Origin of the sequence: Spirillospora albida (assembly GCF_000718255.1) — a bacterium.
Taxonomy (GTDB): domain Bacteria; phylum Actinomycetota; class Actinomycetes; order Streptosporangiales; family Streptosporangiaceae; genus Spirillospora; species Spirillospora albida.
Genome location: NZ_JOFJ01000020.1, coordinates 21,800 through 47,078, shown reverse-complemented (window position 1 = coordinate 47,078; position 25,279 = coordinate 21,800). Strand labels below are relative to the sequence as shown.

At 73.2% G+C, this 25,279-nt stretch carries 27 protein-coding genes and 1 pseudogene; 14 read left to right on the top strand and 14 right to left on the bottom strand.

What is annotated here, in order from left to right; genetic code table 11:
* Positions 1-24 precede the first annotated feature (24 nt).
* On the top strand, positions 25-816 hold the full coding sequence (locus tag IE99_RS0123750; RefSeq protein WP_030175044.1) for a TIGR03084 family metal-binding protein: 792 nt from the start codon (positions 25-27) through the stop codon (positions 814-816).
* Between the two features lie 53 nt (positions 817-869).
* On the top strand, positions 870-1,343 hold the full coding sequence (locus IE99_RS0123745) for a universal stress protein (RefSeq protein WP_030175041.1): 474 nt from the start codon (positions 870-872) through the stop codon (positions 1,341-1,343).
* Here IE99_RS0123745 and IE99_RS0123740 read toward each other — a convergent pair.
* A complete protein-coding gene (locus IE99_RS0123740) occupies positions 1,340-1,846 on the bottom strand; it encodes an O-acetyl-ADP-ribose deacetylase (RefSeq protein WP_030175039.1) in 507 nt (168 codons plus the stop codon). The genes IE99_RS0123745 and IE99_RS0123740 overlap by 4 nt on opposite strands.
* Before the next feature lie 138 nt (positions 1,847-1,984).
* On the opposite strand from IE99_RS0123740, the gene IE99_RS0123735 reads away from it, so the two are divergent.
* Positions 1,985-2,818 carry an NAD-dependent epimerase/dehydratase family protein gene (locus IE99_RS0123735; protein ID WP_030175036.1) on the top strand — a complete coding sequence of 278 codons (834 nt, stop codon included), beginning with the start codon at positions 1,985-1,987 and terminating at the stop codon, positions 2,816-2,818.
* Between the two features lie 41 nt (positions 2,819-2,859).
* Here the strand turns inward: IE99_RS0123735 and IE99_RS0123730 are convergent, their stop codons facing one another.
* Positions 2,860-3,618 (bottom strand): DODA-type extradiol aromatic ring-opening family dioxygenase, encoded by a 759-nt coding sequence (locus IE99_RS0123730; RefSeq protein ID WP_030175033.1) that lies wholly within the window; start codon positions 3,616-3,618, stop codon positions 2,860-2,862.
* Between the two features lie 98 nt (positions 3,619-3,716).
* On the opposite strand from IE99_RS0123730, the gene IE99_RS0123725 reads away from it, so the two are divergent.
* Positions 3,717-4,205 (top strand): MarR family winged helix-turn-helix transcriptional regulator, encoded by a 489-nt coding sequence (locus IE99_RS0123725; RefSeq protein WP_030175030.1) that lies wholly within the window; start codon positions 3,717-3,719, stop codon positions 4,203-4,205.
* Between the two features lie 61 nt (positions 4,206-4,266).
* On the opposite strand, the gene IE99_RS0123720 is transcribed toward IE99_RS0123725, so the two are convergent.
* The 3 genes from IE99_RS0123720 to trpS are packed head-to-tail and all read right to left on the bottom strand — an operon-like array spanning position 4,267 to position 7,067.
* The gene (locus IE99_RS0123720; protein WP_030175028.1) at positions 4,267-5,361 is read right to left on the bottom strand and encodes a winged helix DNA-binding domain-containing protein; all 1,095 of its coding nucleotides are present in this window, start codon (positions 5,359-5,361) and stop codon (positions 4,267-4,269) included.
* Positions 5,362-5,387: 26 nt separating this feature from the next.
* The gene (locus IE99_RS0123715; protein ID WP_030175025.1) at positions 5,388-6,023 is read right to left on the bottom strand and encodes a TetR/AcrR family transcriptional regulator; all 636 of its coding nucleotides are present in this window, start codon (positions 6,021-6,023) and stop codon (positions 5,388-5,390) included.
* A gap of 33 nt (positions 6,024-6,056) precedes the next feature.
* Positions 6,057-7,067 carry a tryptophan--tRNA ligase gene (gene trpS, locus IE99_RS0123710; RefSeq protein WP_037559979.1) on the bottom strand — a complete coding sequence of 337 codons (1,011 nt, stop codon included), beginning with the start codon at positions 7,065-7,067 and terminating at the stop codon, positions 6,057-6,059.
* A gap of 209 nt (positions 7,068-7,276) precedes the next feature.
* On the opposite strand from trpS, the gene IE99_RS0123705 reads away from it, so the two are divergent.
* Positions 7,277-7,765, top strand: a complete 489-nt coding sequence (locus IE99_RS0123705) for a MarR family winged helix-turn-helix transcriptional regulator (RefSeq protein ID WP_030175019.1) — start codon at positions 7,277-7,279, stop codon at positions 7,763-7,765.
* A gap of 74 nt (positions 7,766-7,839) precedes the next feature.
* Positions 7,840-9,054 (top strand): annotated as a pseudogene (locus tag IE99_RS0123700) (MFS transporter); the annotation flags it as partial.
* A 213-nt stretch (positions 9,055-9,267) separates the two neighbouring features.
* On the opposite strand, the gene IE99_RS0123695 reads toward IE99_RS0123700, so the two are convergent.
* Positions 9,268-10,176: a M56 family metallopeptidase gene (locus tag IE99_RS0123695; protein ID WP_084219873.1), complete on the bottom strand. Its 909-nt coding sequence runs from the start codon at positions 10,174-10,176 to the stop codon at positions 9,268-9,270.
* A complete protein-coding gene (locus IE99_RS0123690; RefSeq protein ID WP_084219872.1) occupies positions 10,173-10,556 on the bottom strand; it encodes a BlaI/MecI/CopY family transcriptional regulator in 384 nt (127 codons plus the stop codon). Before IE99_RS0123690 ends, IE99_RS0123695 begins: the two co-directional genes overlap by 4 nt.
* A gap of 92 nt (positions 10,557-10,648) precedes the next feature.
* On the opposite strand from IE99_RS0123690, the gene IE99_RS0123685 reads away from it, so the two are divergent.
* Complete coding sequence (locus tag IE99_RS0123685; protein WP_245623321.1) at positions 10,649-12,049, top strand: cytochrome ubiquinol oxidase subunit I; 1,401 nt, start codon at positions 10,649-10,651, stop codon at positions 12,047-12,049.
* Positions 12,046-12,963 (top strand): cytochrome d ubiquinol oxidase subunit II, encoded by a 918-nt coding sequence (locus tag IE99_RS0123680; RefSeq protein WP_030175004.1) that lies wholly within the window; start codon positions 12,046-12,048, stop codon positions 12,961-12,963. Before IE99_RS0123685 ends, IE99_RS0123680 begins: the two co-directional genes overlap by 4 nt.
* A gap of 15 nt (positions 12,964-12,978) precedes the next feature.
* Here the strand turns inward: IE99_RS0123680 and IE99_RS30660 are convergent, their stop codons facing one another.
* Positions 12,979-15,291: an MMPL family transporter gene (locus tag IE99_RS30660; protein WP_051713114.1), complete on the bottom strand. Its 2,313-nt coding sequence runs from the start codon at positions 15,289-15,291 to the stop codon at positions 12,979-12,981.
* A 72-nt stretch (positions 15,292-15,363) separates the two neighbouring features.
* Here IE99_RS30660 and IE99_RS0123670 point away from each other — a divergent pair, with 72 nt between their 5' ends.
* Both IE99_RS0123670 and IE99_RS30655 read left to right on the top strand, forming a co-directional pair.
* Positions 15,364-16,014 (top strand): TetR family transcriptional regulator, encoded by a 651-nt coding sequence (locus tag IE99_RS0123670; protein WP_030174998.1) that lies wholly within the window; start codon positions 15,364-15,366, stop codon positions 16,012-16,014.
* Between the two features lie 121 nt (positions 16,015-16,135).
* Positions 16,136-16,936: an SGNH/GDSL hydrolase family protein gene (locus IE99_RS30655; protein WP_051713112.1), complete on the top strand. Its 801-nt coding sequence runs from the start codon at positions 16,136-16,138 to the stop codon at positions 16,934-16,936.
* Here IE99_RS30655 and IE99_RS0123660 read toward each other — a convergent pair.
* The 4 genes from IE99_RS0123660 to IE99_RS0123645 form a co-directional block, all read right to left on the bottom strand.
* Positions 16,921-17,289: a DUF2516 family protein gene (locus IE99_RS0123660; RefSeq protein ID WP_245623320.1), complete on the bottom strand. Its 369-nt coding sequence runs from the start codon at positions 17,287-17,289 to the stop codon at positions 16,921-16,923. The genes IE99_RS30655 and IE99_RS0123660 overlap by 16 nt on opposite strands.
* Before the next feature lie 169 nt (positions 17,290-17,458).
* Positions 17,459-17,929 carry a hypothetical protein gene (locus IE99_RS0123655; RefSeq protein WP_030174990.1) on the bottom strand — a complete coding sequence of 157 codons (471 nt, stop codon included), beginning with the start codon at positions 17,927-17,929 and terminating at the stop codon, positions 17,459-17,461.
* A complete protein-coding gene (locus tag IE99_RS0123650; RefSeq protein WP_030174987.1) occupies positions 17,926-18,330 on the bottom strand; it encodes a helix-turn-helix domain-containing protein in 405 nt (134 codons plus the stop codon). The genes IE99_RS0123655 and IE99_RS0123650 overlap by 4 nt, the downstream gene beginning before the upstream one ends.
* A 153-nt stretch (positions 18,331-18,483) precedes the next feature.
* Entirely contained in the window at positions 18,484-19,464 is a 981-nt protein-coding gene (locus IE99_RS0123645; protein WP_030174984.1) for a neutral zinc metallopeptidase, read from the bottom strand.
* Positions 19,465-19,506: 42 nt separating this feature from the next.
* On the opposite strand from IE99_RS0123645, the gene IE99_RS0123640 reads away from it, so the two are divergent.
* The 4 genes from IE99_RS0123640 (at position 19,507) to IE99_RS0123625 (ending at position 23,363) form a co-directional block, all read left to right on the top strand.
* Positions 19,507-21,273, top strand: coding sequence for a DUF2207 domain-containing protein (locus IE99_RS0123640; RefSeq protein WP_030174981.1), 1,767 nt, complete (start codon positions 19,507-19,509; stop codon positions 21,271-21,273).
* Between the two features lie 65 nt (positions 21,274-21,338).
* On the top strand, positions 21,339-21,647 hold the full coding sequence (locus IE99_RS0123635; protein ID WP_157610461.1) for a hypothetical protein: 309 nt from the start codon (positions 21,339-21,341) through the stop codon (positions 21,645-21,647).
* Between the two features lie 140 nt (positions 21,648-21,787).
* Complete coding sequence (locus tag IE99_RS0123630; protein ID WP_245623319.1) at positions 21,788-22,984, top strand: CynX/NimT family MFS transporter; 1,197 nt, start codon at positions 21,788-21,790, stop codon at positions 22,982-22,984.
* A 73-nt stretch (positions 22,985-23,057) separates the two neighbouring features.
* Positions 23,058-23,363 (top strand): hypothetical protein, encoded by a 306-nt coding sequence (locus IE99_RS0123625; protein ID WP_030174973.1) that lies wholly within the window; start codon positions 23,058-23,060, stop codon positions 23,361-23,363.
* Here the strand turns inward: IE99_RS0123625 and IE99_RS0123620 are convergent.
* Entirely contained in the window at positions 23,360-24,313 is a 954-nt protein-coding gene (locus tag IE99_RS0123620) for an asparaginase (RefSeq protein WP_030174970.1), read from the bottom strand. The two genes, IE99_RS0123625 and IE99_RS0123620, sit on opposite strands and share 4 nt — an antisense overlap.
* A gap of 128 nt (positions 24,314-24,441) precedes the next feature.
* The gene (locus tag IE99_RS0123615; protein ID WP_030174967.1) at positions 24,442-25,269 is read right to left on the bottom strand and encodes a beta-keto acid cleavage family enzyme; all 828 of its coding nucleotides are present in this window, start codon (positions 25,267-25,269) and stop codon (positions 24,442-24,444) included.
* Positions 25,270-25,279 lie beyond the last annotated feature (10 nt).

Sequence of the window (25,279 nt, the reverse complement as noted above, 5' to 3'; positions counted from 1 at the left end):
TTCGGCGCGGGGAATCATGGGGAGATGCCGGACATCGAAAGCCTGCTCGCCGACCTGACCGCCGAAGGCGACTCCCTCGACGCCCTGGTGGCGGAGCTGCCCGCCGACCGGTGGGCCGCCGCCACCCCGGCCGAGGGCTGGACGATCGCGCACCAGATCGCCCACCTCGCCTGGACCGACGATCAGGCCGTCGTCGCCGCCACCGATGCCGACGCGTTCGTCCGGCTTCTCGAGGAGGCGATCGCCGACCCGGCCGGGTACGTCGAGCGGGGTGCCGCCGAGGGCGCCGGAGAGGACCCGGCGAAGCTCCTCGCCCGCTGGCGGGACGGCCGCGCGCGCCTGGGCCGCGCGCTCGCCGCCGTCCCGCCCGGCACGAAGGTCCAGTGGTTCGGCCCCCAGATGAGCGCCGCTTCGATGGCGACGGCCCGGCTGATGGAGACGTGGGCGCACGGCGAGGACGTCGCCGACGCGCTCGGGGTCGTCCGCGCGCCGACGGCCCGGCTCCGGCACGTCGCGCACATCGGCGTCCGCGCCCGCGACTTCGCGTACCGCAACCGCGGCCTGGAGCCGCCCGCCGAGGCGTTCCGCGTCGTCCTGACCGGCCCGGACGGCGACATCTGGACCTGGGGACCCGAGGACGCCGCCCAGTCGGTCGCCGGCCCCGCCCTCGACTTCTGCCACCTCGCGACGCAGCGCCGCCACCGCGCCGACCTCGCCCTCACCGCGGACGGCCCCGACGCCGACCGCTGGCTCGACCTGGCGCAGGCCTTCGCGGGCCCGCCCGGCTCCGGCCGCTCCCCCCGAACCGGCAGGTGAGACGTTCACCACCTTGGCGTTCACACCGACCGAGGGTGGAGAAGTCTCCGGGTATGACGATTCTCATCGCGTTCGATGGTTCCGACGACGCGCAGGCCGCCATCGAGTTCGCGGCGCGGCACCTGCGGCCGGAACCGGCCGTGATCCTCACGGTGTGGGAGCCGCTGCTGTCGCGGATCACGTGGGCGTCGCCGCTGGCGGCGACCGCGCCGATGGTCGGCATCCCCGAGACGGGCGACACCCTCCCCGAGGAGCTGCACGCGAAGCGGCTCGCCGAGCAGGGCGCGGACCTCGCCCGCGCGGCCGGCCTGGCGGACGTCCGGGCGGTGGCCGCGCGCGGCGACGGCCCGGTCTGGGCCACGATCACGGACGCCGTGGAGCAGCTGGACGCGTCGATCGTCGTCACCGGCTCGCGGGGCCTCGGCGGCGCCCGCTCGGTGCTGCTGGGCAGCGTCTCCACGCGCGTCCTGCACCACGTCCACCGGCCCACGCTCATCGTCCCGCCGGCGGGCAAGCCGAAGGACTAGCGGAGAGCGCTCGCGAAGACGTCGTAGGCGTCCCGCGCGAACAGGACGAAGCGGGCCTCGCTCACGCGGGTGGACGCCGACCGGACGGCCGCGAGCGCGATGCGGGCCGCGTCGTCCATGGGCCAGCCGTAGACGCCGGTCGAGACGGCGGGGAACGCGACGGACGCGGCGCCCAGGTCGTCGGCGACGCGGAGGCACTCGCGGTAGCAGGACGCCAGCACGGCGGAGCGGTCCTCGGTCGCCGAGTAGACGGGGCCGACGGTGTGGATCACCCAGCGGGCGGGCAGCAGGCCCGCCGTGGTGGCGACCGCCTGGCCCGCGGGGAGCCCCCCGCCGTAGTGGGACGCGCGCAGCCTCCGGCATTCGGCGAGGATCTCCGGGCCGCCCCTGCGGTGGATGGCGCCGTCGACCCCGCCGCCGCCCAGGAGGGATGAGTTGGCCGCGTTCACCACGGCGTCGGTCTTCTGCTGGGTGATGTCACCGTGCACCAGGGTGATGTCCATGCGCCCTCCGCGTCCGGTTTGCGGCAGAATTATCCCACTCGGGCCAGGCGAAACGCACCCGGTCGCCCGTCGGCGGTACCCTCGTGGCGGACGGAGGCGAGACGACCACAACGGCGTGAAGTCGCGGAGGTAACCCCCTTGAAGATCCTGCTCGCCGGTGCGACCGGAGTCGTCGGGCGCCGGCTGCTCCCGCTGCTCGTCCAGGCCGGCCATGACGTGACCGGGACGACGCGCCGCACGGAGCGCTCCCGGATGATCGCCGACCTGGGCGGGGAACCGCTGGTCCTGGACGTCCTGGACGCCGACGCCGTCCGCGCGGCGGTCGAGGCGGCGGCGCCCGACGCGGTGATCCACCAGCTGACCGACCTCAGCGATGAGGACTTCGCCGCCAACTCCCGGCTGCGTGTGGAGGGCACCCGCAACCTGGTGGACGCCGCCAAGGCCGCGGGCGTCGAGAAAATGATCGCCCAGAGCATCGCGTGGCTGTACGAGGCGGGCGACTCCCCGGCGGTCGAGACCGACGCCCTCGACCCGTCCCTGCCCCCCTACGAGGGGATCGCGGCGCTGGAGAGCGCCGTCGCCGAACTGCCGGACGCGGTGGTGCTGCGCTACGGCGCCCTGTACGGCCCGGACACGTGGTACGCCCCCGACGGCGCGATCGCGTTGCGGGCCAAGGCGGGCAGCCTGCGCCTCACCCCGGCGTGGACGTCGTTCGTGCACGTCGACGACGCGGCGGCGGCCGCGCTGGCGGCGCTCGACTGGCCGTCCGGCCCGGTGAACATCGTGGACGACGAGCCCGCCACGACGGCGGAGTGGCTGCCGGTGTTCAGCGCGGGGCTCGGCGCGCCGAGCCCCGGCACGGCCCGGCACGCTGCGGCGACGGGACGTCCGGTGTCGAACGCGAAGGCGCTCGGGCTGGGCTGGAAGCCGAAGGTGCCGTCGTGGCGGGCGGGCTTCGCCGAGATGGGCTGATCGCCCGCACCTCTCCGGGAACGTGACAATTCCGGCCCGGCTCAGCCGAACTGGAACGAGCGCTTCGCCAGCCCGAACCAGAACCCGTCGATCACCGAGCGGCGGGTCGTCTCGGCGGCGGCGCCGAGCGCCATGAACAGCGGCGCGAAGTGCTCGGTGCGCGGGTGCGCGATGCGGGCGGCGGGGGCCTTGGCGCGGAAGTCGAGGAGCCCGTCGATGTCGCCGGTCCGGACGGCGCGGTCGGCCCACGCGTCGAACTCGACCGACCAGGCGGGCGGGTCGGCGTCCGCGCCGGGCCGCATCTCCCGCAGGTTGTGGGTGGTGAACCCGCTCCCGATGATCAGCACGCCCCGGTCGCGCAGCGGGGCCAGGCGCCGCCCGAGGTCGAACAGCTTCTCCGGTTCCAGGGTCGGCATCGACATCTGCAGGACGGGCACGTCCGCGTCGGGGTACATCTCCTTGAGCGGAACGTAGGCGCCGTGGTCGAGGCCGCGGGTCTCGTCCTCCCGCACGTCGGGGATCAGCTTCCGGACGTCCGCCGCCAGGTCGGGCGCGCCGGGCGCGTCATAGGTCACCTGGTAGTAGCGCTCGGGGAAGCCCCAGAAGTCGTAGACGAGCGGAACCCGCCGGGTCGCGCCGATGCTGAGCGGCGCCGCCTCCCAGTGCGCCGACACCATGAGGACGGCCTCGGGCCTGGGCAGCCCGGCGGACCAGCGGGCCAGTTCGGCGGTCCAGGTGGTGTCGTCGGCGAGCGGCGGGGCGCCGTGGCTGAGGTACAGAACGGGCATCGGGCTGGTCATGGCGGGCTCCTGTCCCTAATAGTTGAGAGTTCAAGAATAACCGTTCAAACTTGAACTTTCAAGACTTGAGCGTTCAAATGACCAGGTAGGCTGGAAGCATGACCGAGACCCGCTGGCTGGACGACGACGAGCAGGAGACCTGGCGCGCCTTCCTGTGGACGTCGCGCCTGCTCGGCGAGGCCCTGGACCGGCAGCTCCAGCGCGACTCCGGGATGCCGCACGCCTACTACATGATCCTGGCGATGCTGTCGGAGGCGCCGGACCGCCGGCTCACGATGACCGAGCTCGCCGCGATCGTCCACTCGTCCCCGAGCCGGCTGTCGCACGCCGTCAACCGGCTGGAGGAGGCCGGCTGGGTCCGCCGCGCCAGGCACGAGACCGACCGCCGCACGACGATCGCCGAGCTGACCGACGCCGGGTACGCCGCCCTGGCGGAGGCGGCGCCCGGCCACGTCGCCGAGGTCAGGCGCCACCTGTTCGACCCGATCGACCGGGAGCGGATGCTCGCCTTCCGCGACACGCTCCACTCCCTGCTGGAATCGCTCGACCCCGACCGCCGGGCGCCCTGCGCCCCCGGCGAGGGATGAGCACCGCCCCCGGCGAGGGATGAGCACCGCCCCCGGCGAGGGATGAGCACCCCGGGGAGCGCTAGTCGGCGAAGGTGACCGCGTGCGTCTTCGCCTCCGGGTGCGCGGCGGCGAGCAGGCGCAGGCCCTCCGCCTCCAGGTCGTCGCGCGCCCCGGGCGGAAGGGGCGCGAACGGGTCGAGCCGCAGGACGGCCTCGCCGCGCCTCTTCTCGATCTTCCACATGCCGTGGACGAACCCGTCCACGAGGAACGTCGCGCGGATGATCCCGTTCACGGTGAAGACCCGCTTGCGGTGCTCCTCGGTGATGATCCGGGCCCGGTCGGCGTGCGACAGCAGGAGGTTGTCGAAGTCCGGGACGAACCGGACGGGCGCGGGCGCGGCGGCGCCGGGACGCGGGGCATCGGGCAGGTCGTAGAGGGTGCGCCCGTTCTCGTCCCGGAAGGCGCGGAGCCGCGGGGCGAGCCGCTCGACGACCTCGCCGAGCCGGGTGAGGCCCGACCAGTGCTGCGCGTCCCGCACGGAGGCCGGGCCGAACGCCGCGAGGTAGCGCAGGACGAGCTCGTCCACGGTGAAGCCCGGACCGGTGCCGAGCCACGCCTCCAGCGTCGTGTGGCGGGCCGTTCCCGACGCGCCCCAGATGCCGCGCGGGGGCACCTGCACGAGGGGCAGCATGCACCGCACCCCCCAGTTGAGCTCGGCGGCGTCCGTGCCGGGCCACCGCTCGGCGAGGATCTCCCGCAGCTCCTTGTCGGAACGCGGCGCCTCCTCCAGGTGGGCGCGGGCGTGGGCGGCGACGGCCGGGAGGTCGACGCCGTCCAGCGCCCGGCCGCGCGGGCTCTCCAGGTACCGGTCGAGGATGACCTGGGTCAGCGGCCGGATGCCGTGCGCGTCCCGCGCGCTGACCAGGTGCAGCGTGCCGCGCATCAGGACGATCCGCAGCGCGCGCCGCTCGCGCATCAGCCCGGCGACCTCGTCGAAGGCGAAGTCCGCCAGCCGGCTCCACAGCCCGATGTACGGCGGGTTGGGAGCCTGCGACTGCATGCCGACGAGATGCTCGATCGCGTCCAGGGCGGGCATCGCGTGCCGTTCCAGCAGGAGCTGCCGGTCAAGGTAGGCGCGGTTCAGCTCGCGAAGGGTCAGCCGGTCGGCCGTCATGATCCTCCAAGTTCTCGGGGGGCGGGTCAGCCGTCGTAGCGGCCGCGCAGCTCCTGCCAGGTGGGGGCAGGGCCGGGCAGTTCCTCGGCACCGGTCAGGTGGAGCGCGTCCAGCATCAGGGCGAGGTAGCGGTGCTGCAAGCGGTTCATGCGCTCGTCGTCGCCGATCCGGATCGTGTGCAGATGCTCCAGCAGGACGCTGATGTCCCCGACCTCGATCTCCGGGCGGAGGGCGCCGGCCTCCTTGGTCCGGTCCAGGAGCCGCTGCGTGGCTGCGTGGATCTCGCGGCCCTTGCGGCTCATGTCCTCGGTGACCTCGAAGCTCCCGGCGAGCCTCATGGTCAGCGACCCGGCGCCGATGTCGAGGCAGCGGCGCATGAACCCGGCGAACGCCGCCCACGGGGCCGCGTCGTCGGCGAGCGCGGCCTCCACCTCGGCGAGGTAGCGGTCCATGCCGTCCGCGGCGAGCTTCTGGAGGAGGTCCTCCTTGCTCTTGTAGCGGCGGTAGAGGGCGCTGATCCCGACGCCCGCGTGCTCCGCGACCGCGGAGATCGGCGCCCCCGGGTCGGCGGTGAACACGGCCCGCGCCGCCTCCCGGATCAGCTCGTCGTTGCGCGCCGCCTGCGCCTTCCGGCCGCTCATCGGCGCCCTCGTCGTCTCCATGGACACCATCATAGCGGAACGAAGAATTCCGTTCTACAGGGCTCCCATCGCGGCGCGCACCTCGTCCAGGGTCTCATCCGCGATCGCGTTCGCGCGCGCGTTCCCCTCCTCCAGGACTCGGCGGAGATGGGCGCGGTCGTCGATCAGCTCCGCCCGGCGCGCCCGGATCGGACGCAGGAACTCGTTCACCGACTCCGTGACGACGCGCTTCAGCGCGGCGGAGCCGCCGTCGCCGATCTCCGCGGCGACCTCGTGCGGGTCGCGCCCCTGGCAGAGGGCGGCCAGGAGCACGAGGTTGGAGACCTCGGGGCGGCCGTCGGGGTCGTAGGCGATGTGCCGGTCGGAGTCCGTGACCGCCCGCCTGATCAGACGGGCGGTCTCGTCCGGCGTCCCGGACAGGGCGATCGCGTTGCCGCGGCTCTTGCTCATCTTGCGCCCGTCGGTGCCGAGCAGCAGCGGCGCGGACGAGAGCAGGGCGTCCGGGACGGGGAACAGCGGCCCGTACCGCTCGTTGAAGCGCCGCGCGACCAGCCGGGCGATCTCCTGGTGCGGGAGCTGGTCCCTGCCGACCGGGACGAGGTTCGCCTTGCAGAACAGGATGTCGGCGGCCTGGTGCACGGGATAGGTGAACATCAGCCCGCTCACGGTGGCGCGGCCGGACGCGGCGATCTCCTCCTTCACCGTGGGGTTGCGCTGGAGCTCGGCCACGGAGACCAGCGACAGGAACGGCAGCATCAGCTGGTTCAGGGCCGGGACGGCGCTGTGCCGGTAGATCGTGGCCCGCGACGGGTCCACGCCGGCGGCGAGGTGGTCGGCCACGAGGTTCTCGACGTGCTCGCCGAGGTGGTCGGCCACGTCCCGGTCGGTGAGGACCTGGTAGTCGGCGATCAGGACGAACAGCTCGACGCCCGCGTCCTGGAGCCGGACGCGGTTGGCGAGGGTGCCGAAGTAGTGGCCGAGATGGAGGGGGCCGGTGGGCCGGTCGCCGGTCATGATCCGGAACGCGGACGGGTCGGCCAGCACGCGGTCTTCGAGGGTCTCCACGGTTCTCTCTTCCTGGTCGGGGGCCTGCGGACGGCCTCCACGGGGAAGAGGAGAGGGCCGTCCAGTGGACGGCCCGGGGCATGTCGGGGTCGGCCGTCCTAGGACGGCCGCCAGCTGCGGCATACGGTCTGCATGGCGCCAGACTACCCCCGCGACGATCGGCTGTCGGCGGATTATCCGTCACGGGATCGGTTGGTAGCGTGGACGGCATGACCGCCATGGCCCCCTCGCGCAACGCGCCCGACCTGTCGTTCCTCCTCGACCACACCGGGCTCGTGCTGCGCTCGCAGATGACGGCGGCGCTCGCGGAGATCGGCCTGACACCGCGCATGCACTGCGTCCTCGTCCACGCGATGGAGGAGGAGCGCACCCAGATCCAGCTCGCCGAGATCGGCGACATGGACAAGACGACGATGGTCGTGACCGTGGACGCGCTCGAGACGGCCGGCCTCGCGGAGCGCCGCCCTTCCGCGACGGACCGGCGGGCGCGGATCATCGCGGTCACCGAGAAGGGCGCGAAGGTCGCGCACCGCAGCCAGGAGATCGTGGACGCCGTGCACCGCGCGGCGCTCGACGCGCTCCCCGCGGACGAGAGGGAAATCCTGCTCCGCGCCCTGAGCCGCCTGGTCGGCGGCCACCTGTCGGTCCCGGCGGAGAGCCCGCGCCCGGTGCGCCGGCCGCGCGAGCGCCAAAGTTAGGCCCGTGAGAGATCGTCTCTAACAAAACTATCTGCTAGCGTCTCTCCTGTTCCCCCTCGGACAGGAGACCGACGATGCGTTCCCTCTTCCAATCGCGCGGCGCCGCCCTGGGCGTGCTGTCCTCCGCCGCCCTCATGACGATCCTGGACGGCTCGATCGTCACCGTCGCGATGCCCGCCATGCAGCGCGACCTCGGCTTCTCACCCGCCGGGCTCAGCTGGGTCGTGAACGCCTACCTGATCGCGTTCGGCGGCCTGCTGCTGCTCGCCGGGCGGCTCGGCGACCTGATCGGCCGCAGGGCGATGTTCCTCGCCGGCAACGCGGTGTTCACGGCCGCGTCCCTGCTCGCGGCCGTCGCGACCGGTCCCGGCACGCTGATCACCGCGCGGTTCCTCCAGGGCGTGGGCAGCGCGATGGCCTCCGCCGTCATCCTCGGCATCCTGGTCACGCTGTTCACCGACCCCGCCGAGCGGACGCGGGCCATCGGCGTGTTCGCCTTCACCGGGGCCGTCGGGGCGTCGCTCGGGCAGGTGCTCGGCGGGGTCCTCACCGACGTGCTGAGCTGGCACTGGATCTTCTTCATCAACGTGCCGATCGGAGTGGCGGTCATCGCCCTCGCGCTGCCGGCGCTGCCGCGCGACACGGGCGCCGGCCTGGCGTCCGGCGCGGACGTGCTGGGCGCGCTGCTCGTCACGTCCGGCCTGATGCTCGGCATCTCCGCGGTCGTGGGGATCGAGCGGCACGGCCTCCTCGCCGGCCGCACCCTCGCCCTCGGCGGCGTGGCGGCGCTGCTGCTCGCCGGGTTCCTCGTCCGGCAGGCGACGGCGGCGGACCCGCTGATGCCGCTGCGGGTGCTGCGGTCGCGGACGGTGGCGGGCGCGAACGTCGCGCAGATCCTCACGGTCGCGGGAATGTTCGCCTTCCAGGTCCTCGTGGCGCTCTACATGCAGCGGGTCCTCGGGTACGGGGCGCTGGAGACCGGCCTCGCGATGCTCCCGGCGGCCGTGTCGATCGGCGCGGTGTCGCTGCTGGCGTCGGCGCGGCTGAGCCGCCGGTTCGGGGAGCGGGCGGTGCTGCTCGCGGGCCTCGTCCTGCTGGTCGCGGCGATGGGGTGGCTGGCCCGCGTCCCGGTCCGGGCCGACTACGCGACCGACCTGCTGCCGGTGATGGTGCTGATCGCGGGCGGCGGGCTCGTCCTGCCCGCGCTGACGGGCCTCGGCATGTCCGGGGCGCGCGAGGACGACGCCGGCCTCGCGTCCGGTCTCTTCAACACCACGCAGCAGATCGGGATGGCGCTCGGGGTCGCGGCGCTGGCGACGCTCGCCGCGTCCCGCACCGAGCACCTGGTCGCGGACGGCCGGGACCAGGCCGCCGCGCTGACCGGCGGATACCAGCTGGCGTTCACGGCGTCGGCGGGGCTGCTGGCCGCCGCCTTCCTCGTCGCCCTCCTGCTCCCCCGCTCGGCCCGGCCGCAAGACGACCCGGTACGGGGTGAGGACGACTCAGTGCGGCATGACGAGCAGCAGCAGGGGAAGCCCGGCGACGACCGGGACGGCCGCCGCGGCGGCGGCGCGGGTCGCGCGGGGCAGCGACTCGGGCTCGAGGAGCCGGTTGACGCGGGCCATGACCGGGATGTCCGGGGTGTTGGCGACACCGAGGGCGCCGCGCGGAGCGGGGCCGGGACGAGCGGCGGCGAAGCGCAGTAGGGCGGTCGCGAGTTCGCGCGGCGGGCGTCCGTGCCGGGCACGGTCGTCCGCCGCCATCTCGATCAGCAGTTCCACCGCGTCCAGACATCGCCCGACCAGGCCGAACTGGGGGAACACGTGCCGCAGCGACGCGAACGGCAGCAGCACCAGGTCGTGCCGCTCGCGGGCGTGCGCGCGCTCGTGCGCGAGGACGGCCGCCAGCTCGCCGCTGTCGAGCAGATCGAGGGTGCCCTTGCTGACGACGACCTTGGACGAGCGGACGCCCGGCACGCAGTACGCGGCGGCGCCCGGGTGGTCGACGACGAGGGTGCCGGGGACGGCGGCGTCACGGCGCGACACGAGGGCGAGCAGCGCGCGGTGCCGGCGGCGCGCGCCGACGACCCGGACGACCGCGTACGCCAGCATCACGAGCAGCACCGCCGTGAGGGTGACGGCGGCGAGCAGCGCGGCGAGGTTCACGACGCCCAGCCGGGCGGCGCCGTCGCCGGGCAGGCCCGCCAGGCCGCCCGCGACGCCCCGGCCGTAGGGGAGCATGGCGGCGCCGAGCAGCGCGCCGATGGTGGACAGCCCCCAGCAGAGGCCGAGGGCCTGCCAGAGCGCGATGCCGATGCGCGGCGCCCGCCACGTCCACCGGGCCGCGGACAGCAGGTGCGCCCCGCCGACGGAACCCAGGGAGAGCACCGCGAGCAGGGCGGCGCCCATCATGCGGGCGGTTCCTTGCCCGTGACGCCGTCGAGCGCCTGCCGCAGGACGTCGATCTCGTCGCTGGACACGGAACGGACGAAGTGGACCAGCGCCGCGTCCCGGTCGCCGGTCTCGTTGAGGGCGCCGAGCATCAGCTCGGCGATGTACCCCTCGCGGCTCTCGACGGGGCGGTAGCGCCAGGCGCGGCCGTCGCGCTCGCGGTCGAGGAAGCCCTTCTTGGCGAGCCGGTCGAGGACGGTCATGACGGTGGTGTGCGCGAGGTCCCGGTCACCGGCCAGGGCACGGCTGACGTCGCGTGCGGTGGCCGCGCCGGAGCCGGCGTCCTCCCGCGCCCACAGAACCTCCATGACCGTGCGTTCAAGCTCTCCGAGACCCTTCACGCAGGCCAGATTATCCGACTGAGAGCGATGTCACCACGGCGGGTAGTACTACCCACTTAAGTACTACGATGTGTAGTACTACGGTCTGTCGTATGAGCACCGTCGCGTTACTCACCGGCGCCCTCGACGGGGGCGGAGCCGCGTCCCCGGCCGACTTCATGGCCGCACGCCAGCAGATGGCGTTCACCCTCGGGTTCCACATCGTCTTCGCCTCGATCGGCATCGGGCTGCCCGCCCTCACGCTGCTCGCCGAATGGCGGTCCCTGCGCACCGGCGACCCCGTCTACGCCGAACTGGCCCGGCGCTGGATGAAGGCCGCCGGCGTGCTGTTCGCCGTCGGCGCGGTCTCCGGGACCGTCCTGTCGTTCGAGATGGGCACCCTCTGGCCCGGCTTCATGGACACCTACGGGCAGGTCTTCGGCGCCGCGTTCGCGCTGGAGGGGATCGCCTTCTTCATCGAGGCGATCTTCATGGGCGTCTACCTGTACGGCTGGGACCGGCTGACGCCGCGCGCCCACTTCATCGTCGGCGTCCCGATCGTGGTCGCGGGCCTGATGTCGGCGACGTTCGTCCTCACGGTGAACTCGTGGATGAACCAGCCGCGCGGGTTCAAGCTGGTCGATGGGGAGGTGACGGACGTCGACCCGCTGGCCGCGATGTTCAACCCGGCGACGCCCGTCCAGGCGGCGCACCTGATCCTCGCGTCCCTGATGGTCTGCGGGTTCCTCGTCGCGTCCGTCTACGCGGTCGGGTTGCTCCGCGACCGCAGGGCCGGACGGGACGACCGCTACAACCGGCTCGGGTTCGCGATCCCGTTCTCGCTCGGCGCCGTCTGCGCGCCGCTGCAGGTCCTCGTCGGGGACTTCGCCGTCCGGTTCGTCGCCGACAGCCAGCCCGCGAAGTTCGCGGCGATGGAGGGCATCGAGCACACGCGGGCGGGCCAGCCGTTCAAGTTCGCGGTCTTCGAGATCCCGAACGCGCTGTCGCTGATGCTGCGGTACGACGCGCACGCGACGCTGCGCGGGATGGACTCCGTCCCGGCCGGCGAGCGGCCGCCCGCCGAGGTCGTGCGGGTCGCGTTCGAGCTGATGATCGTGCTCGGCGTGCTGCTGCTGGCCCTCGCCGCCTGGTGGGGCCTGGCCTGGTACCTGCGCCGCCGCCGCGCCGCGCGGGCCGGGCTGCCGTGGCACCCCTGGTTCCTGAGGGCCGCCGCGCTCTCCGGCGCCGCGGCCGTCATCGCGATGGAGGCGGGCTGGACCGTCACGGAGGTCGGCCGGCAGCCCTGGATCGTCTACGGCGTCATGCGCACCGAGGAGGCCGTCAGCCCTGAGCCCGGCCTGCGCTTCGGCCTCTACGTCGTCCTCGTCGTCTACGCGTTCCTGGCGTTCGCGACCGTCAGCGTCCTGCGCCGGATGCGGCACGAGTACGAGCCCGCGGTCCCGGACGCGCCCGCGCCCGAGCCGTCCCCCGAGAAGACCGGAGCCGCGTCATGACCCACGCCGACGTCGCCCTCGGGCTGATCCTCACCGGGCTGTCCGCCTACCTGCTGTTCGGCGGCGCCGACTTCGGCGCCGGCCTGTGGCACCTGGTCTCGCGGCGCCGCCGCGACCAGGAGGTCATCGAGCACGCGATGGGGCCGCTGTGGGAGGCCAACCACGTCTGGCTGATCTTCGTGGTGGTCATGACCTGGACGGCGTTCCCGCCGGTCTTCGCGGACGTGATGTCCGCGCACTGGGTGCCGCTGTCCCTCGCCGTCCTCGGCATCGTGGCGCGCGGCAGCACGTTCGTGTTCGCCAAGGCCGACCCGGACCAGCGCTGGTACCCGTGGCTGTTCGGCGTCTCGTCCGTCCTGACGCCGTACTGCCTCGGATCGGTCGCGACCGTCGTCGCGACCGGCGGATCGTCCTGGCTGAGCGCCGCCGGGACCTACGGGGGCGTGCTCACCACCGCGCTGTGCGCCTACCTCGCCGCCGTCTACCTGATCTGGGACGCGCGGCGGCTCGGCGACACGACCGCCTCGCTGCGGTTCCGGGGCTACGCGCTCATCTCGGGCGCGGCCGTCGGGCTGCTCGCGCTGCCCGGCGCGGCGGCGCTGGGCGTCCGGTCGCCGCTGATCCTGCTGTCGGCGGCGTCGGGCGCGCTGTCGCTCGCCCTGCTGATCCGCCGCGCGTACCTGTCGGTGCGGGTGACGGCCGGGCTCGCCGTGGCGTCGGTGCTGTGGGGCGCCGCGGACATGGCCGGGCTCGACCTGGACGCGGCGGCGGCCCACCCCGCCGCGCTCGACGTCGTGTTCGTCGCGCTCGGGGCGGGGGCGCTGATCCTCGTCCCGTCGCTGGCCTGGCTGTACGTGCTGTTCCAGCGCGGCCCGGGGCGGCCCGCCGGCACGGCGGCCGACACGGGCCGCTGACCGCCCCGCCGTCCCCTACGGAACCGGTTCGAGCTCCAGCTGCTCCGCGACCGGCCGGGGGGACGGCGGCGGCTCCGGCGGCTCCGGCGGGCGGCCCCTGCCGGGCCACCACCAGTTCGCGTGGCCGAGCAGGCTCATCAGCGCCGGGACGAGCACCAGCCGCACGATCGTCGCGTCCAGCGCGACCGCGACCGCGAGGCCGAGCGCCATCATCTTCACCGTCGGGTCCGGCTGCGGCACGAAGCTGGCGAACACGAAGATCATGATGAGCGCGGCGGAGGTGATGAGCCGGGCGGTGGCCCCGATGCCGGTCACCACGCTGCCGTGCGGATCGCCCGTCCGGTCGTACTCCTCGCGGATCCGCGACAGCAGGAACACCTCGTAGTCCATGGACAGCCCGAAGATCAGGGCGAACATGAACAACGGGATGAACGACATGATCGGGATCGCCTGGTCCACACCGAACAGCTGCACGCCCCAGCCCCACTGGAACACCGCGGTGACCACCCCGAACGACGCGGCGATCGACAGCAGGTTCATCAGCGCGGCCTTGATCGGCACGACGATCGACCGGAACGCGATGACGAGCAGGATCAGCGCGACCCCGACGACCGCGACGACCACGACGGGCATCCGCTCGCCGACCGTGTCCGCGATGTCGATGATGGCGGGGTTCTCGCCGCCGAGGTGGACGACCGCGCCGGGATGGGCGTCCCGGACGGCGGGGATCTCGGTGCCGCGCAGCCGGTGCACCAGGTCGGTCGTCGCCTGGGTGTGCGGGGCGCCGTCCGGGATCACCCGCAGGGTCGCGGTCGTCCCGGTGACGACGGGCTCGCCGACGAACACCACGCCGGGCGTCTCGGCGATCCGCTGCTTCAGCTCCTGCGCGAGCAGCACAGCGCGCTTGTCGGGCTTCTTCGCGAGGTCCGGGGCGCCCTTCACCGGCGGCGCGGGCGCGGGGGCGGGAGCGGGCCCGACCGGGCCGGTCAGGCCGCCGAGGCCCGCCCGCCCCTTGACCACCGGCACCTGCGGCCGCGGCGCCCTCTCCTGGCCGGGCACCTTCGCGACCACCACGAACGGGCTGTAGTGGCCCGGCCCGAACTCCTCCGCGACGATGTCGTACGCCTGCCGCGCCTCCATTTTGGGCGACGACATGCTGTCGGCCATCACGCCGAACCGCAGGCTCAGCGTCGGGATCGCGAGGGCCAGCAGCACCAGTGTCGCGACGATCGCGTAGGGCCAGGCGTGCCGGTCGACATGCCGTCCCCAGGACGTCCACCGCTCGGAACCGCGGTCCGGCCGGACGCGCGGCAGCCGGTACCTGTCGATGCGGTCGCCGAGCGCGCCGAGCACGGCCGGCAGCAGCGTCAGCGACGCCACCACCATGATCGCGACGGCGAGGGCGGCGGCGAACCCGATCCGGCCGATGAACGCGATGCCGGACAGGAACAGCCCGCAGATCGCGAACACGACCGTCCCGCCCGCGAACACGACGGCGTGGCCGGAGTGCGCCATGGCCCGCCCGACCGCCGTCTCGACGTCGTCGCCGTCGGCGAGCTGCTGCCGGTACCGGGTCACGACGAACAGCGCGTAGTCGATGCCGGCGCCGATCCCGAGCATGGCGGCGACCATCGGCGCGGTCGGCGCCAGCTCGAACAGCGACGCCGAGAAGTGGATCAGCGAGTAGGCGACCACCATCCCGCACAGCGACACCAGGATCGGGATCCCCGCCGCGAGGTAGGAGCCGAACGCGAGCAGCAGGACGATGAGCGCGAGCAGGATCCCGAGGCCCTCCTGCGGCCCGCCCTTCGGCTGGTTGACGATCATCGCGACGATGCCGCCGAACTTCACGTCCACGCCCGCCATCCGCGCGGGCTCCACGGCCTCTTCCAGCGCGTCGAGGTCGGCGGCGCTGACATCGCCCATCGTCCCGACGAAGTTGAGCCGGACGACGACGGCGTCGTCGCTCTTCAGACCGCCCAGGCCCGGCGCGTAGGGGTTCTCGGTGAACGCGACGCGGTCGAGCCTTGAGACGTTGTCGATCGCCTTCCCGATGGCGAGGGCGACCCGCCAGTCGCCGGGCGAGGCGTCCGGCGTCTCGTGGAAGACGATCGTCGCGGTCGGGCCGGTCATCGCGGGGAAGTCGGCGCTCAGCGTGTCGATGGCGCGCTGGGTCTCGGTGCCCGGGAGCGTGCCCTGCTGGACGAACATGCCGCCGTGGGTCATCCCGAGGACACCGGTGGCCAGCATCAGCACGGCCCAGACCTCGAAGACCGCGCGCCGCCGCCGCACGCAGAACCGTCCCAGCGCGTCGAGGAATCGGGCCATGGCACCAGGACAACATGCAGCCGTGCAGAATTGCAATAGATGCAAAATTGCAGCCGTGGTAAAATGAGTGACATGCATCACGCCGAGCCCGCGAGCGCTCCGCCGGAGCAGGGCCTGCGCGAGCGGAAGAAGGAGCGCACCCGGCGCGCGATCGCCGGCGCCGCCCTGCGCCTGTTCGCCGAGCGCGGCTACGAGGAGACGACGATCGCCGACATCGCGGCCGCGGCCGAGGTGTCCCCCCGCACGTTCTTCAGCTACTTCCCCAGCAAGGAGGACGTCGTCTTCGCCGAGATCGACGACCGGCTCGCCGAGGTCGCCGACCGCCTCGCGCACCGCCCGGCGGACGAGCCGCCGCTGGAGACGATCCGGCACAGCGTCGTCGCCGTCCTGGAGGCGATCGTCAGCGAGCACGGCGCGTACAGCGCCGTCCAGGTCGGCCTGATCCTGGAGCGGCCCGGCCTCCAGGCGCGCGCGCTCCAGCGGATGACCGACACCCAGCAGACCATCGAGGAGCTGCTGCGCGAGCTGTGCCCCGGCCTCGACGAGATCGACGCCGTCGCCGCGTCCGGCATCGCGGTCGGCGGCATGCAGGCCGTCATCGTGCACTGCCGCCGGAACGGGTACGAGCCCCGCTCGATGCGGGTGGCCCTCGACCGGGCCCTCACGATCGTCGAGAACGGCCTCGGGTCGGTCGAGGCGCTGCGCCGCACGCCGGACGCCTAGAGCCGCCGGATTCGCCCCGAAGTGGCCCGTGACCGGCTAATATGCCGTCCGGCCGAGGTCACCGCCCTCGGATCCCGCCGCCCTGTTCGCCTCCCCTGGATCCGAGAGAGGCCCCGCCCCCTTGCCCCGCTCACGACTCGCCGTCTCCGGTCTCGCCGTCCTGCTCACGGTCGGGTTCTGCGTCGGCTCCGCGGCGCCGTACCGCACGGGCGGCCGCGGCACCGCCCTCGCCGAGCCCGTCCACCGCGCGCCCGTGGTGTTCTTCCTCGGCGACAGCTACACGATGGGCATCCGCGGCATCACCCCGGAGCGCGCCTACGCCGCCGAGGCCGCCCGGACGCTCGGCTGGCAGATCGTCCTCGCCGGGCACGCCGGCACCGGGTTCGTCGGGACGGGCCTCACCCGCAGGAACTTCGGCATGCTGTTCGACGAGCAGCTCGCCTGGCGGCCGACCCCCGACATGGTCGTGTTCTCCGGCGGCCACAACGACGTCTGGTACGCGCCGCGGCTCGCCGGGCGGAACGCGCGGACGCTGCTCACGCGGGCCCACCAGCGCTGGCCGAAGGCGCAGCTGCTGCTGATCGGCCCCATGTGGGGCGGCGACCCCGGGCCGAAGTCGCTGCGCGTCCGGGACGAGCTCCGGATCGTCGCGGCCGAGCTCGGGATCCCGTTCATCGACCCGCTGGCCGAGCGGTGGATCACCGGGAACGTCCGGAAGCGGACGGGGAACGCGGTGCGGTACATCCGCAGGGACGGCACCCATCCGAACCCGGCGGGCAACCGCTACATCGCCGACCGCCTGGTCGCCGACCTGCGCGACCTCGGCCTGGCGCGGCCGGTCCTCGGCCGGACGAAGGTCACCTCGACGGCCCCGACCCCGGCGGCTCCGACCCCGGCGGGCGGCGGTCACCAGGGGCCGTAGGGCCCCATGTTCGACTTGCCGCCGCGGCCGCCGCCGCGCTTCTTGTACGGGGCGACGGCGGGGCGGACGTCGGCCAGGTAGACCGCCGCCCCGATGAACGCGGCGACCGGCAGGATGCCGAGCAGCAGCATGATCGGCGACGCCCCGAGCGCGAACGGCGCGATCGCGTGCACCGCGCCGAGCACCACCGCGACGATCAGGATGATCATCCAGAGCTTCTTGCTCTGCTTGCCCGCCGCCGAGTACGCGTTCTCGGGCACGGTCAGCGCGTCGAACAGCGCGTACGCCTCCATCGCGAAGGCGATGACCAGAAGAAGCCAGAAGAAGTAGTCCAGCACACCGAAGCTCGCCACCGGCGATCAGCACTCCTGCCTGTCTCGGACGGCGACTCCACGTCGCTCACGGATCGCTGCCCCAACCTTATGCGCCCTGTCCAGGGTATTCAGCGCGGACAGGTCAGGGGAAGGACGAGCGGGCCCGGCCGGGGGTTCCCGGCCGGGCCCGCTCGCGCCGATCCGTCGCTCAGGCGTCGGTCTTCTTCGCAGCGGGCTTGCGCTGCGCGGTCCGCGCCTTGGCGGCGGGCTTCGCCTGGGTGATCTCCTTGTTCGCCTCGGTGATCTCGGCGATCTCCTCGGCCTCGCGGTGCACGACCTTCCGGCCGCGCTCGGCGAGCTCGTCGATGAACTCGACGGTGCGGGTGCCGACGTGCGTGACGTACGCGACGGCCGCGCCCGGCAGGTCCTTGGTGTCCACCCGGTCCTGCACCTTGTCGAGGTTCTCGCGGACCTCGCCGCGGTAGCGGTCCACGGCCTCGCGGACCTGGACCCGGTACCGGTCGACGGTCTCGCGGACCTCGCCCTGGTACTTCGTCGCCGTCTCACGGGCCTTGCCGACCTGCTCGGGGACCTCGCGGAGCTTCTCGACCGCGAAGTCGCCGGCGCCGGCCACGGCGTAGACGGCCTTGTTCTCGCGGAGCGTGCTGGCCAGCGTCATCCGACCTCTTCCCTTCCGTCCTCTTCCGGAGCCGCGTGCCCGGGACCGGGCACGCCGATGGCCTCGTTCTCCTTGAGGAACGACGCGTAGATGTCGAGCATCACCTGCTTCTGGCGCTCGGTCAGGACGAGATCGGCGCGGAGCGCGGCCTGCACATCGGTGTCGGCCTCGCGTTCCTCGAGGATCCCGGCCTGCACGTACAGCGCCTCGGCGGAGATCCGCAGACCCTTGGCGATCTGCTGCAGGATCTCGGCGCTCGGCTTGCGCAGCCCTCGCTCGATCTGGCTCAGATACGGGTTGGAGATGCCCGAGACGTCCGCGAGCTGGCGGAGCGAGATCTTCGCCCGCGTCCGCTGCTCCCGGATGTACTCCCCGATCGAGCCGACCTTCGAACTTGCCATGTCTCCACCCTGCGTCATGGTGCTTGCAATTGCAAGCACGCTTGCTAGCACTTGGCCGTGACACCGCTCACAGATGGTGAATACCCAGGTCAGGAGCCATGTGCGCGGTGCCGTCAAGCCGGCGCGCGGCATTGCGGACGCCTTTAACCGCGGCTAGTCGACGTCGGCGGACGGGACCGTCCAGGTGTTGCAGACGGCCAGCCGCCGGCCCGAGAACCCCGTGCCCACCCAGCCGGCGTAGGTGCGCCCCGAGCCGTGGTCGCGCTGGTCGGGCGGGAGCCGCTCGTCGCCCCTGCCGCGCACGTCCACGATCATGGCGGCGTACTGGGCGCGGGTCATCGGGAGGGTGGCCCGCTCCGCGCCGAGGAACGCGCCCGCGAAGCACTGCGCCTGCAGTTCGATGCGGCGGCTCGCCTCCGTCCGGGCCGCGGCGTCGGAGGTCTCCATCAGCCGGTGCCCGTACGCCAGGATCCCCGACCGCTCCTGGACGTGGTGGCCGTACTCGTGCGCGATCACCCGGGCGAACACCGCGAAGTTCTCCAGCGGCTCGCGCCCGGACGTCTCCACGATGTGGCCGGCCCCCACATAGATCGAGTTGTTGGCCGGGCAGTAGAACGCCGACGCGCCCGGGTTCGGATACGTCCCGCAGGGGCTGCGGCCCGGCGCGTCCCAGAACACGCGCTCGGGCGGCTCGAACGCCAGGTCCGCCTTGCCGAACTGCCGCCGCCACGAGCTGTCGAGGCAGTCGCTGAGAACGTCCATGAAACGCCGCATCGACGCCGATCCGTCCGAGATCGGCGGGACGCGGCAGCCCACCGGCGTCAGCGGGCCGGTCGCGTACAGCCTGCTGTCGGTGGCGGCCGCGCGGTCGGCCGTCTCCGCCGCCCGCGCCCCGCCCGTCCGCAGGCCGATGGCACCGTCGCTCGCGAACGCGGCGAAACCCACCGCGACCACGACGACCAGCGAGGCCAGCCCGCCGATCACGGCCGCGGCCGCGCCCCCGGCCGAGCGGCGCGGCGGGCGGCGCGGCGGGCGGCGCGGCGGCGTGTACCGGTACGGCGGCCCCGGCGGCGGCCCGGGGGCAGGCCGGCCGTACTGCGGCGCCGGAGCCGGCGGTGGGTGATGACCTGCCATAGCGCAGGATCATGCCACGCGTTCCCGCTACGATTTGCGCCCATGTCTGCTCTTGCGGCGATGTGTCGCTTGCTGACCGTGGCGTCCGTCGCCTTCCTCCCTCTGGCCGCCGCCGCTCCGGCCGCCGCCGGGGCCCCCGCGCACGGACCCGCCGCAGCGGACCGCGCCGTCGGGGCGGCCTCCGGGCGGGTCATCAAGGACGACGTGGTGCTGACCACCGGCCGGGGCGGCGTGACCCGGGTCAAGGAGACCGTCGTCTACCGGTTCGACGGCGGGAAGAGCCTCGCCCGGACCTACGTCGCGCGCGTCCACGAGAGCGTCACCGAGGACCGCGTCTACAAGATCGAGAACGTGCGGGCGAGCAGCCCGGACGGCGGCCCCACCCGCGTCTCGACCTCGACCGAGGGCGTCCGCACCACCGTCAGGGTCTCCGGGGACGGGGCGCTGAACGGGCAGCGCACGGTCGTCCTGGAGTACGACCTGCGCGGCGCGATCGCCCCGATGGGGACGCTGGAGGAGCTGCGCTGGGCCGCCGCGGGCGGCTGGGACGTCCCGGTCGACGAGGCGCGCGCGACCGTCGCGGCGGGCACGGCGATCCGGCACGTCAACTGCTTCTCCGGGCCGCTGGAGAGCACCATCGGCTGCACGCAGTACTACATGAACCACACCCGGACGCAGGGCGTGTACAGCCAGCGCAAGATGCTGCCCGGCGAGTACCTCACCGTCGTCGCGGGCCTGCCCGCCGGGACGACCGGCGGCAAGGCGCTGCACGAGCGCCGGCACACCGTCGCGACCGCGTTCTCCGTCAACGCCGTCACCGCGGGCGCGCTGCTCGGCGTCCTGGTGCTGCTCGGCGGCGGCCTCCTCGCCCTGTACCTGCTGCGCGGACGCGACGCCCGGATCGTCGGGAAGAAGGCCGCCGAGGGCGACCACGCGCCCCTCGCCGGCAGCGAGTTCGAGCCGCCGGACGGCGTCCGGCCCGGCCAGATCGGCACGCTGATCGACGAGCAGGCCGACGTCATCGACGTCACCGCCACGATCGTCGACCTCGCCGTCCGCGGCTACCTGCTGATCGAGGAGGACGACCGCGCCGTCACCGGCCGCCTCGACTGGACGCTGCGCCGCCTGGACCGTCCCGTCGACGACCTCCTGCCCTACGAGCGGCTGCTCCGCGACGCGCTGTTCACCTCCCCCGACGGCACGGCCCGCGACGCGGTCAAGCTGTCCGCGCTCGGCGGTACGTTCGCGACGCAACTCGCCAAGGTCCGCTCCGCGATGTACGACGACGTGGTCGCGCAGGGCTGGTTCGCCCGGCGTCCCGACACCGTCCGGTCCCGCTGGACGATCACCGGCATCGTGCTGACCGTCCTCGGGGTCGCCGGCACCGTCGCGCTCGCCCTCACCACCGATGTCGCGCTGGCCGGCCTCGCCGTGATCATCGCGGGCGCGGCGCTGGCCTATGGCGGCCAGTTCATGCCGGCGAAGACCGCCCGCGGCGCCACCGTCCTCGCGCACACCATCGGGTTCCGCGCCTACCTCGAGCGCGGCTCCCTCGACGGCGCGGACGCCGATCTCCCCTCGCAGCAGCGGATCGCCCTGTTCTCCCGGTTCCTCCCGTACGCCGTCGTGTTCGACACCGTCCCGACCTGGGCGGCCGTCGTCGAGGACGCCGGGGAGCGGGCCGAGGGCGCCGACAACCTCTACTGGTACGAGGGCCCCGCCGAATGGGACCTGTCGAAGTTCGCCGAGTCGATGCGGGTCTTCACCCTCACCACATCCGGTTCGATCTCCCAGTCCCGCGGCATGTAGGGCCCCCTCTCCGGGTGGTTGAAAACCGGACGGTGGGTAGAGGGTCCAGCAGGAGGTGGACTCCCATGCCAGTGATCGCATCCGTGACGGCCGCCGTTGCGGCGGAGAGCTCGCCGACCGGCGACGTCTACCTCTGGATCATCGGCCCGATCGCCGTCTTCCTCGCCCTCGTCCTGTGGATCGGAATGACGATCGCCGCGTCCCGGCGGCGCGTCCGGCCCGGGGCGAAGGATGACGGGCTCGCCCATCGCGGCGACGTCATGGGCGGCGTCGTGCGCGGCAGCCCGTCCCAGCGCAACCGGCGCGACCCGGCCCCCGAGGCCCCGAGCCACCGCACGGAGGGCCACGGCACGGACGGCCGCGATCCCGGCTGAGGCGCGACGCCCGCCGGGTTCGTCCAGTGCGACCCCCCACCCCGGCCCGGCGGGCGTTGTCTCATCCCGGCCATCCCGCGCGGCGCCCTACCATGTGGTTCTGACTCGGGAGGTTCGGTGCCGTTTTCGCTGGTGACAGCTTGATCGGCCGGCGCGGTGCCGGCGCGCTGCTGCTGATCGTCCTCATCGCCGTCAACCTGCGCCCGGCGATCACGGGCGTCGGGCCGCTGCTGACGGAGATCCAGGACGACTTTCGGCTGTCCGGCGCGGCGGCCGGGGCGCTGACCACCCTGCCGCTCGTGTTCTTCGGCGCGTACGGGCTGCTCGCGCCGTTCCTGCCGCGCGCCCCGCGCAGCGAGGCGCTGCTGGTCGCGGCGATGGCGCTGCTCGCCGCCGGAATCCTGCTCCGCCTGCTGGACGCGCCGTTCTGGCTGTTCGCGGGCTCCCTCGTCGCGGGCGCCGCGATCAGCGTCGGCAACATCGCGGTCCCCGCGATCATCAAGCGGGACCATCCCGAGTCGATCACGACGGTGACGGCCGTCTACACGGTCGCGGTCACGGCGGGCGCGTCCGTCACGTCCGCGGTCGTCGTGCCGATCGAGGACATCACGGGCTCCTCGTGGCGGCTGCCGCTGGGGCTCCTCGCGATCCCCGCCGCCGTCGCCGCGCTGTGCTGGCTGCCGAGGGCGTTGCGGGGCGGCACCCCGCCCCCCGGCCGGCGGGTCGCCGGGGCGGTCTGGAGGTCCGGGCTCGCCTGGCACGTCACCCTGTTCATGGGCGTCCAGTCCATGCTCGCCTACGTCGTGTTCGGCTGGCTGCCGACCCTCTGCCAGGACCGCGGGATGGACGACGCCACGTCCGGGTACGTCCTCGGCGTGTCGGCGCTGCTGCAGGCGGTGGGCGCCCTCTCCGTCCCGGCTCTGGAACGGCGCGTGCGCGACCAGCGGCCCCTGGTGATCGCGTCGGTCGTCCTCACCATGGTGGGCTTCGCGGGCGTCACCTGGGCTCCGCTGGGCTCGATCTGGATCTGGACGGTCGTCCTCGGGTTCGGGCAGGGCCTGGGCTTCGCGGTCGCGCTGGCGTTCATCGGGTTGCGCGCCCACGACGCGGACGTGGCGGCGCAGCTGTCGGGGATGTCGCAGGGCGTCGGCTACGTGATCGCGGCGCTGGGCCCCCTCGCCGTCGGCGCGCTGTACGACGCCACCGGCGGCTGGACCGTTCCGACCATCGCGATGCTGCTGCTGAGCGCCGCCCTGGCGATCCCCGGCATGGCGGCGGGGCAGAACCGCACGGTGGCCGTCCCCGCGCCTCAAGAACCGGCAAAGAACACTCCCTGACCCGGGCGAACCATCCTTCTTCGGGCATAGACGGGCCGACGGGTTCGTCCGCGATCGGAGGGAAGTGGATCGGATGCTCGCGACCGTCCTGGCGGAAACGGCGCCCACCGGCGCCACCATCGGGCTGTTCCTCATCCCGGTGCTCGCCACCGTGGCCCTGGTGAGCTGGCTGACCCTCACACTCCAGGCGTCGTCGCGGAAGGTTCACCCCGAACGCCGCAACGACCAGTTCAACTACCGCGGCATGGAGCAGGGCGGCTACTACACGTACACGCCCGGCATGTACTCGCACAGCTACCCGCCGGACCGCCTCCTGCAGCCGGCGGAGTTCCGCAAGGACAACCCGCAGCCCGGCCGGGAGCCGAAGATCCCCGGTTAGAGCACGCCCGGCGCCACGCGGACGGCGCCCACGACTCCTTCGCCGCCGTGCAGTTCCACGGTCGCGAGGGAGTCGAGTTCGTCCGCGCCCGGGATCCCGAGCGCCCGCGCCAGCGCCACCGTGATCGGGGTCCGTGCCCGCATCGCGCCGTCGTCGATCTTGACGGCGCCGGCCCGGCCGTCGGCGTAGGCGAACGCGTCCACGCCCTCGGCACCGCACTTGACCAGCAGGCCGGGCACGGCGTCCATCAGCAGCCGCTCCTCGCGCCGAGTCCCCGACGTCCACTGCGGATGCGTCCGCATGGCGTCGGCGACGCGGCGTTCCGGCGTCCCCTCCCCCGCCAGCACCAGCGCCCGGAACGCGCGCGCCACACCGAGCGTCGACACCGCGAACAGCGGCGCGCCGCACCCGTCCACGCCCACGGCCACGACCGGCTCCCCGGCCAGCTCCTCCACGGCCGCCCGGACGGCCACCTGCAGCGGATGCGCGGCGTCCAGGTAGCCCCCGGTCGGCCACCCGGCGATGACGCAGGTCGCGAGCATCGCGGCGTGCTTGCCCGAGCAGTTCATCCGCAGCCGCGAGGGAGCGCCCCCGGACCGCGCGACCTCCTGCGCGACCTCCGGGTCGACCGGCCACTGCGCCGGGCACCGCAGATCGCTCTCGCCGAGCCCCGCGCCCGCGAGGATCTTCTCGGTGCCCTCCACATGGAACGCCTCGCCCGAATGGCTGCCCGCCGCGAGCGCGAGGAGCTCGCCGTCCAGCTCGAGGCCGCTCCGCAGCATCGCGACGGCCTGGATCGGCTTGTTCGCCGACCTGGGGAAGATCGCCGCCTCCGGCGTCCCGGCCCGCACCGCGACACACCCGTCCGCCGCCAGCCCGACGGCGGCCCCCCGGTGCCGCGACTCCACCAACCCGGACCGCTCGACCTCGACCAGCACAGGATTGATCACTACAGCCCCCCACGAAAAAGCGCCCCTCCCGACCGGGACGGACCCGCTGCCTCCATGGTCGAGTACCCGGCTCACCAGCGAGAACCGGGTACTCGACCTGTGGATGACGTGCCGGCCCGCCGCTTTGGCTAGCGGGGCTTCGTCCCCAGCAGAGCGCGGGCTTCCGCGATCGGCATCGGGGGGCGCTGGGCCAGGGCGGCCGCCTGCGCGGCGCGCTCCACCAGTTCGGCGTTCGCCTTCACCGGACGGCCCTTGGCGAACGTCACCGTGTCCTCCATGCCGACGCGCAGGTGGCCGCCCGCCGAGAGGGCGGCGAACATCACGGGGAGGGACGTGCGGCCCACACCCGTCGCCGACCAGGTGGCGCCTTCCGGGAGGGCCTCCACGGCCGCGACCAGGGTGCGGGCGTCGCCCGGCATGGCGCCCGGGACGCCCATCACCAGGTCGCAGTGGACATGCCCGCCGTAGGGAAGGCCGTGCTTGTCCAGGAGGCGGTGCAGGGCCGCGATCTGGCCCAGGTCGAACAGCTCGAACTCGGGGACGATCTCCAGTTCCCGGGTCCGCTCGTACAGCTCCACCATGAACGGCCACGGGTTCATGAACACGTCGTCGCCGAAGTTGACCGTCCCGCAGGTGAGGGAGCACATGTCGGGCTCCGCGTCCAGGACGCGGAGGCGGTCCTCGTAGGGGTCGGTGACCGCACCCCCCGTGGACAGCTGGACGATCAGTCCCGTGCCCTCCCGCAGCGCCCGCACCGTGTCCCTGAGGCGGGACGGGTCGAGCGTGGGCCGCGCGTCGTCGTCGCGGATGTGCACGTGGACGATGGCGGCACCGGCCGCCTCGCATTCCTTGGCGGTCTGTACAAGTTCATCCAGGGTGACGGGCAGGGCCGGGACATCCGCCTTGGCGGACTCCGCGCCCGTGGGCGCCACCGTGATGAGCGTCGTTGCTCCCATAAGCGGCAGA

Bases quoted from the DNA above. Each gene is read 5' to 3' on its own strand.
- IE99_RS0123680 (WP_030175004.1), top strand. From the start codon at position 12,046: ATGACCCACGCCGACGTCGCCCTCGGGCTGATCCTCACCGGGCTGTCC.
- IE99_RS0123685 (WP_245623321.1), top strand. From the start codon at position 10,649: ATGAGCACCGTCGCGTTACTCACCGGCGCCCTCGACGGGGGCGGAGCC.
- IE99_RS0123715 (WP_030175025.1), bottom strand. From the start codon at position 6,023: ATGGAGACGACGAGGGCGCCGATGAGCGGCCGGAAGGCGCAGGCGGCG.
- IE99_RS0123740 (WP_030175039.1), bottom strand. From the start codon at position 1,846: ATGGACATCACCCTGGTGCACGGTGACATCACCCAGCAGAAGACCGAC.
- IE99_RS0123745 (WP_030175041.1), top strand. From the start codon at position 870: ATGACGATTCTCATCGCGTTCGATGGTTCCGACGACGCGCAGGCCGCC.
- IE99_RS0123730 (WP_030175033.1), bottom strand. From the start codon at position 3,618: ATGACCAGCCCGATGCCCGTTCTGTACCTCAGCCACGGCGCCCCGCCG.
- IE99_RS0123670 (WP_030174998.1), top strand. From the start codon at position 15,364: ATGCATCACGCCGAGCCCGCGAGCGCTCCGCCGGAGCAGGGCCTGCGC.
- IE99_RS0123645 (WP_030174984.1), bottom strand. From the start codon at position 19,464: ATGGCAGGTCATCACCCACCGCCGGCTCCGGCGCCGCAGTACGGCCGG.
- IE99_RS0123655 (WP_030174990.1), bottom strand. From the start codon at position 17,929: ATGACGCTGGCCAGCACGCTCCGCGAGAACAAGGCCGTCTACGCCGTG.
- IE99_RS30660 (WP_051713114.1), bottom strand. From the start codon at position 15,291: ATGGCCCGATTCCTCGACGCGCTGGGACGGTTCTGCGTGCGGCGGCGG.
- IE99_RS0123635 (WP_157610461.1), top strand. From the start codon at position 21,339: ATGCCAGTGATCGCATCCGTGACGGCCGCCGTTGCGGCGGAGAGCTCG.
- IE99_RS0123750 (WP_030175044.1), top strand. From the start codon at position 25: ATGCCGGACATCGAAAGCCTGCTCGCCGACCTGACCGCCGAAGGCGAC.
- IE99_RS0123650 (WP_030174987.1), bottom strand. From the start codon at position 18,330: ATGGCAAGTTCGAAGGTCGGCTCGATCGGGGAGTACATCCGGGAGCAG.
- IE99_RS0123640 (WP_030174981.1), top strand. From the start codon at position 19,507: ATGTCTGCTCTTGCGGCGATGTGTCGCTTGCTGACCGTGGCGTCCGTC.
- IE99_RS0123725 (WP_030175030.1), top strand. From the start codon at position 3,717: ATGACCGAGACCCGCTGGCTGGACGACGACGAGCAGGAGACCTGGCGC.
- IE99_RS0123695 (WP_084219873.1), bottom strand. From the start codon at position 10,176: ATGATGGGCGCCGCCCTGCTCGCGGTGCTCTCCCTGGGTTCCGTCGGC.
- IE99_RS0123625 (WP_030174973.1), top strand. From the start codon at position 23,058: ATGCTCGCGACCGTCCTGGCGGAAACGGCGCCCACCGGCGCCACCATC.
- IE99_RS0123720 (WP_030175028.1), bottom strand. From the start codon at position 5,361: ATGACGGCCGACCGGCTGACCCTTCGCGAGCTGAACCGCGCCTACCTT.
- IE99_RS0123615 (WP_030174967.1), bottom strand. From the start codon at position 25,269: ATGGGAGCAACGACGCTCATCACGGTGGCGCCCACGGGCGCGGAGTCC.
- IE99_RS0123705 (WP_030175019.1), top strand. From the start codon at position 7,277: ATGACCGCCATGGCCCCCTCGCGCAACGCGCCCGACCTGTCGTTCCTC.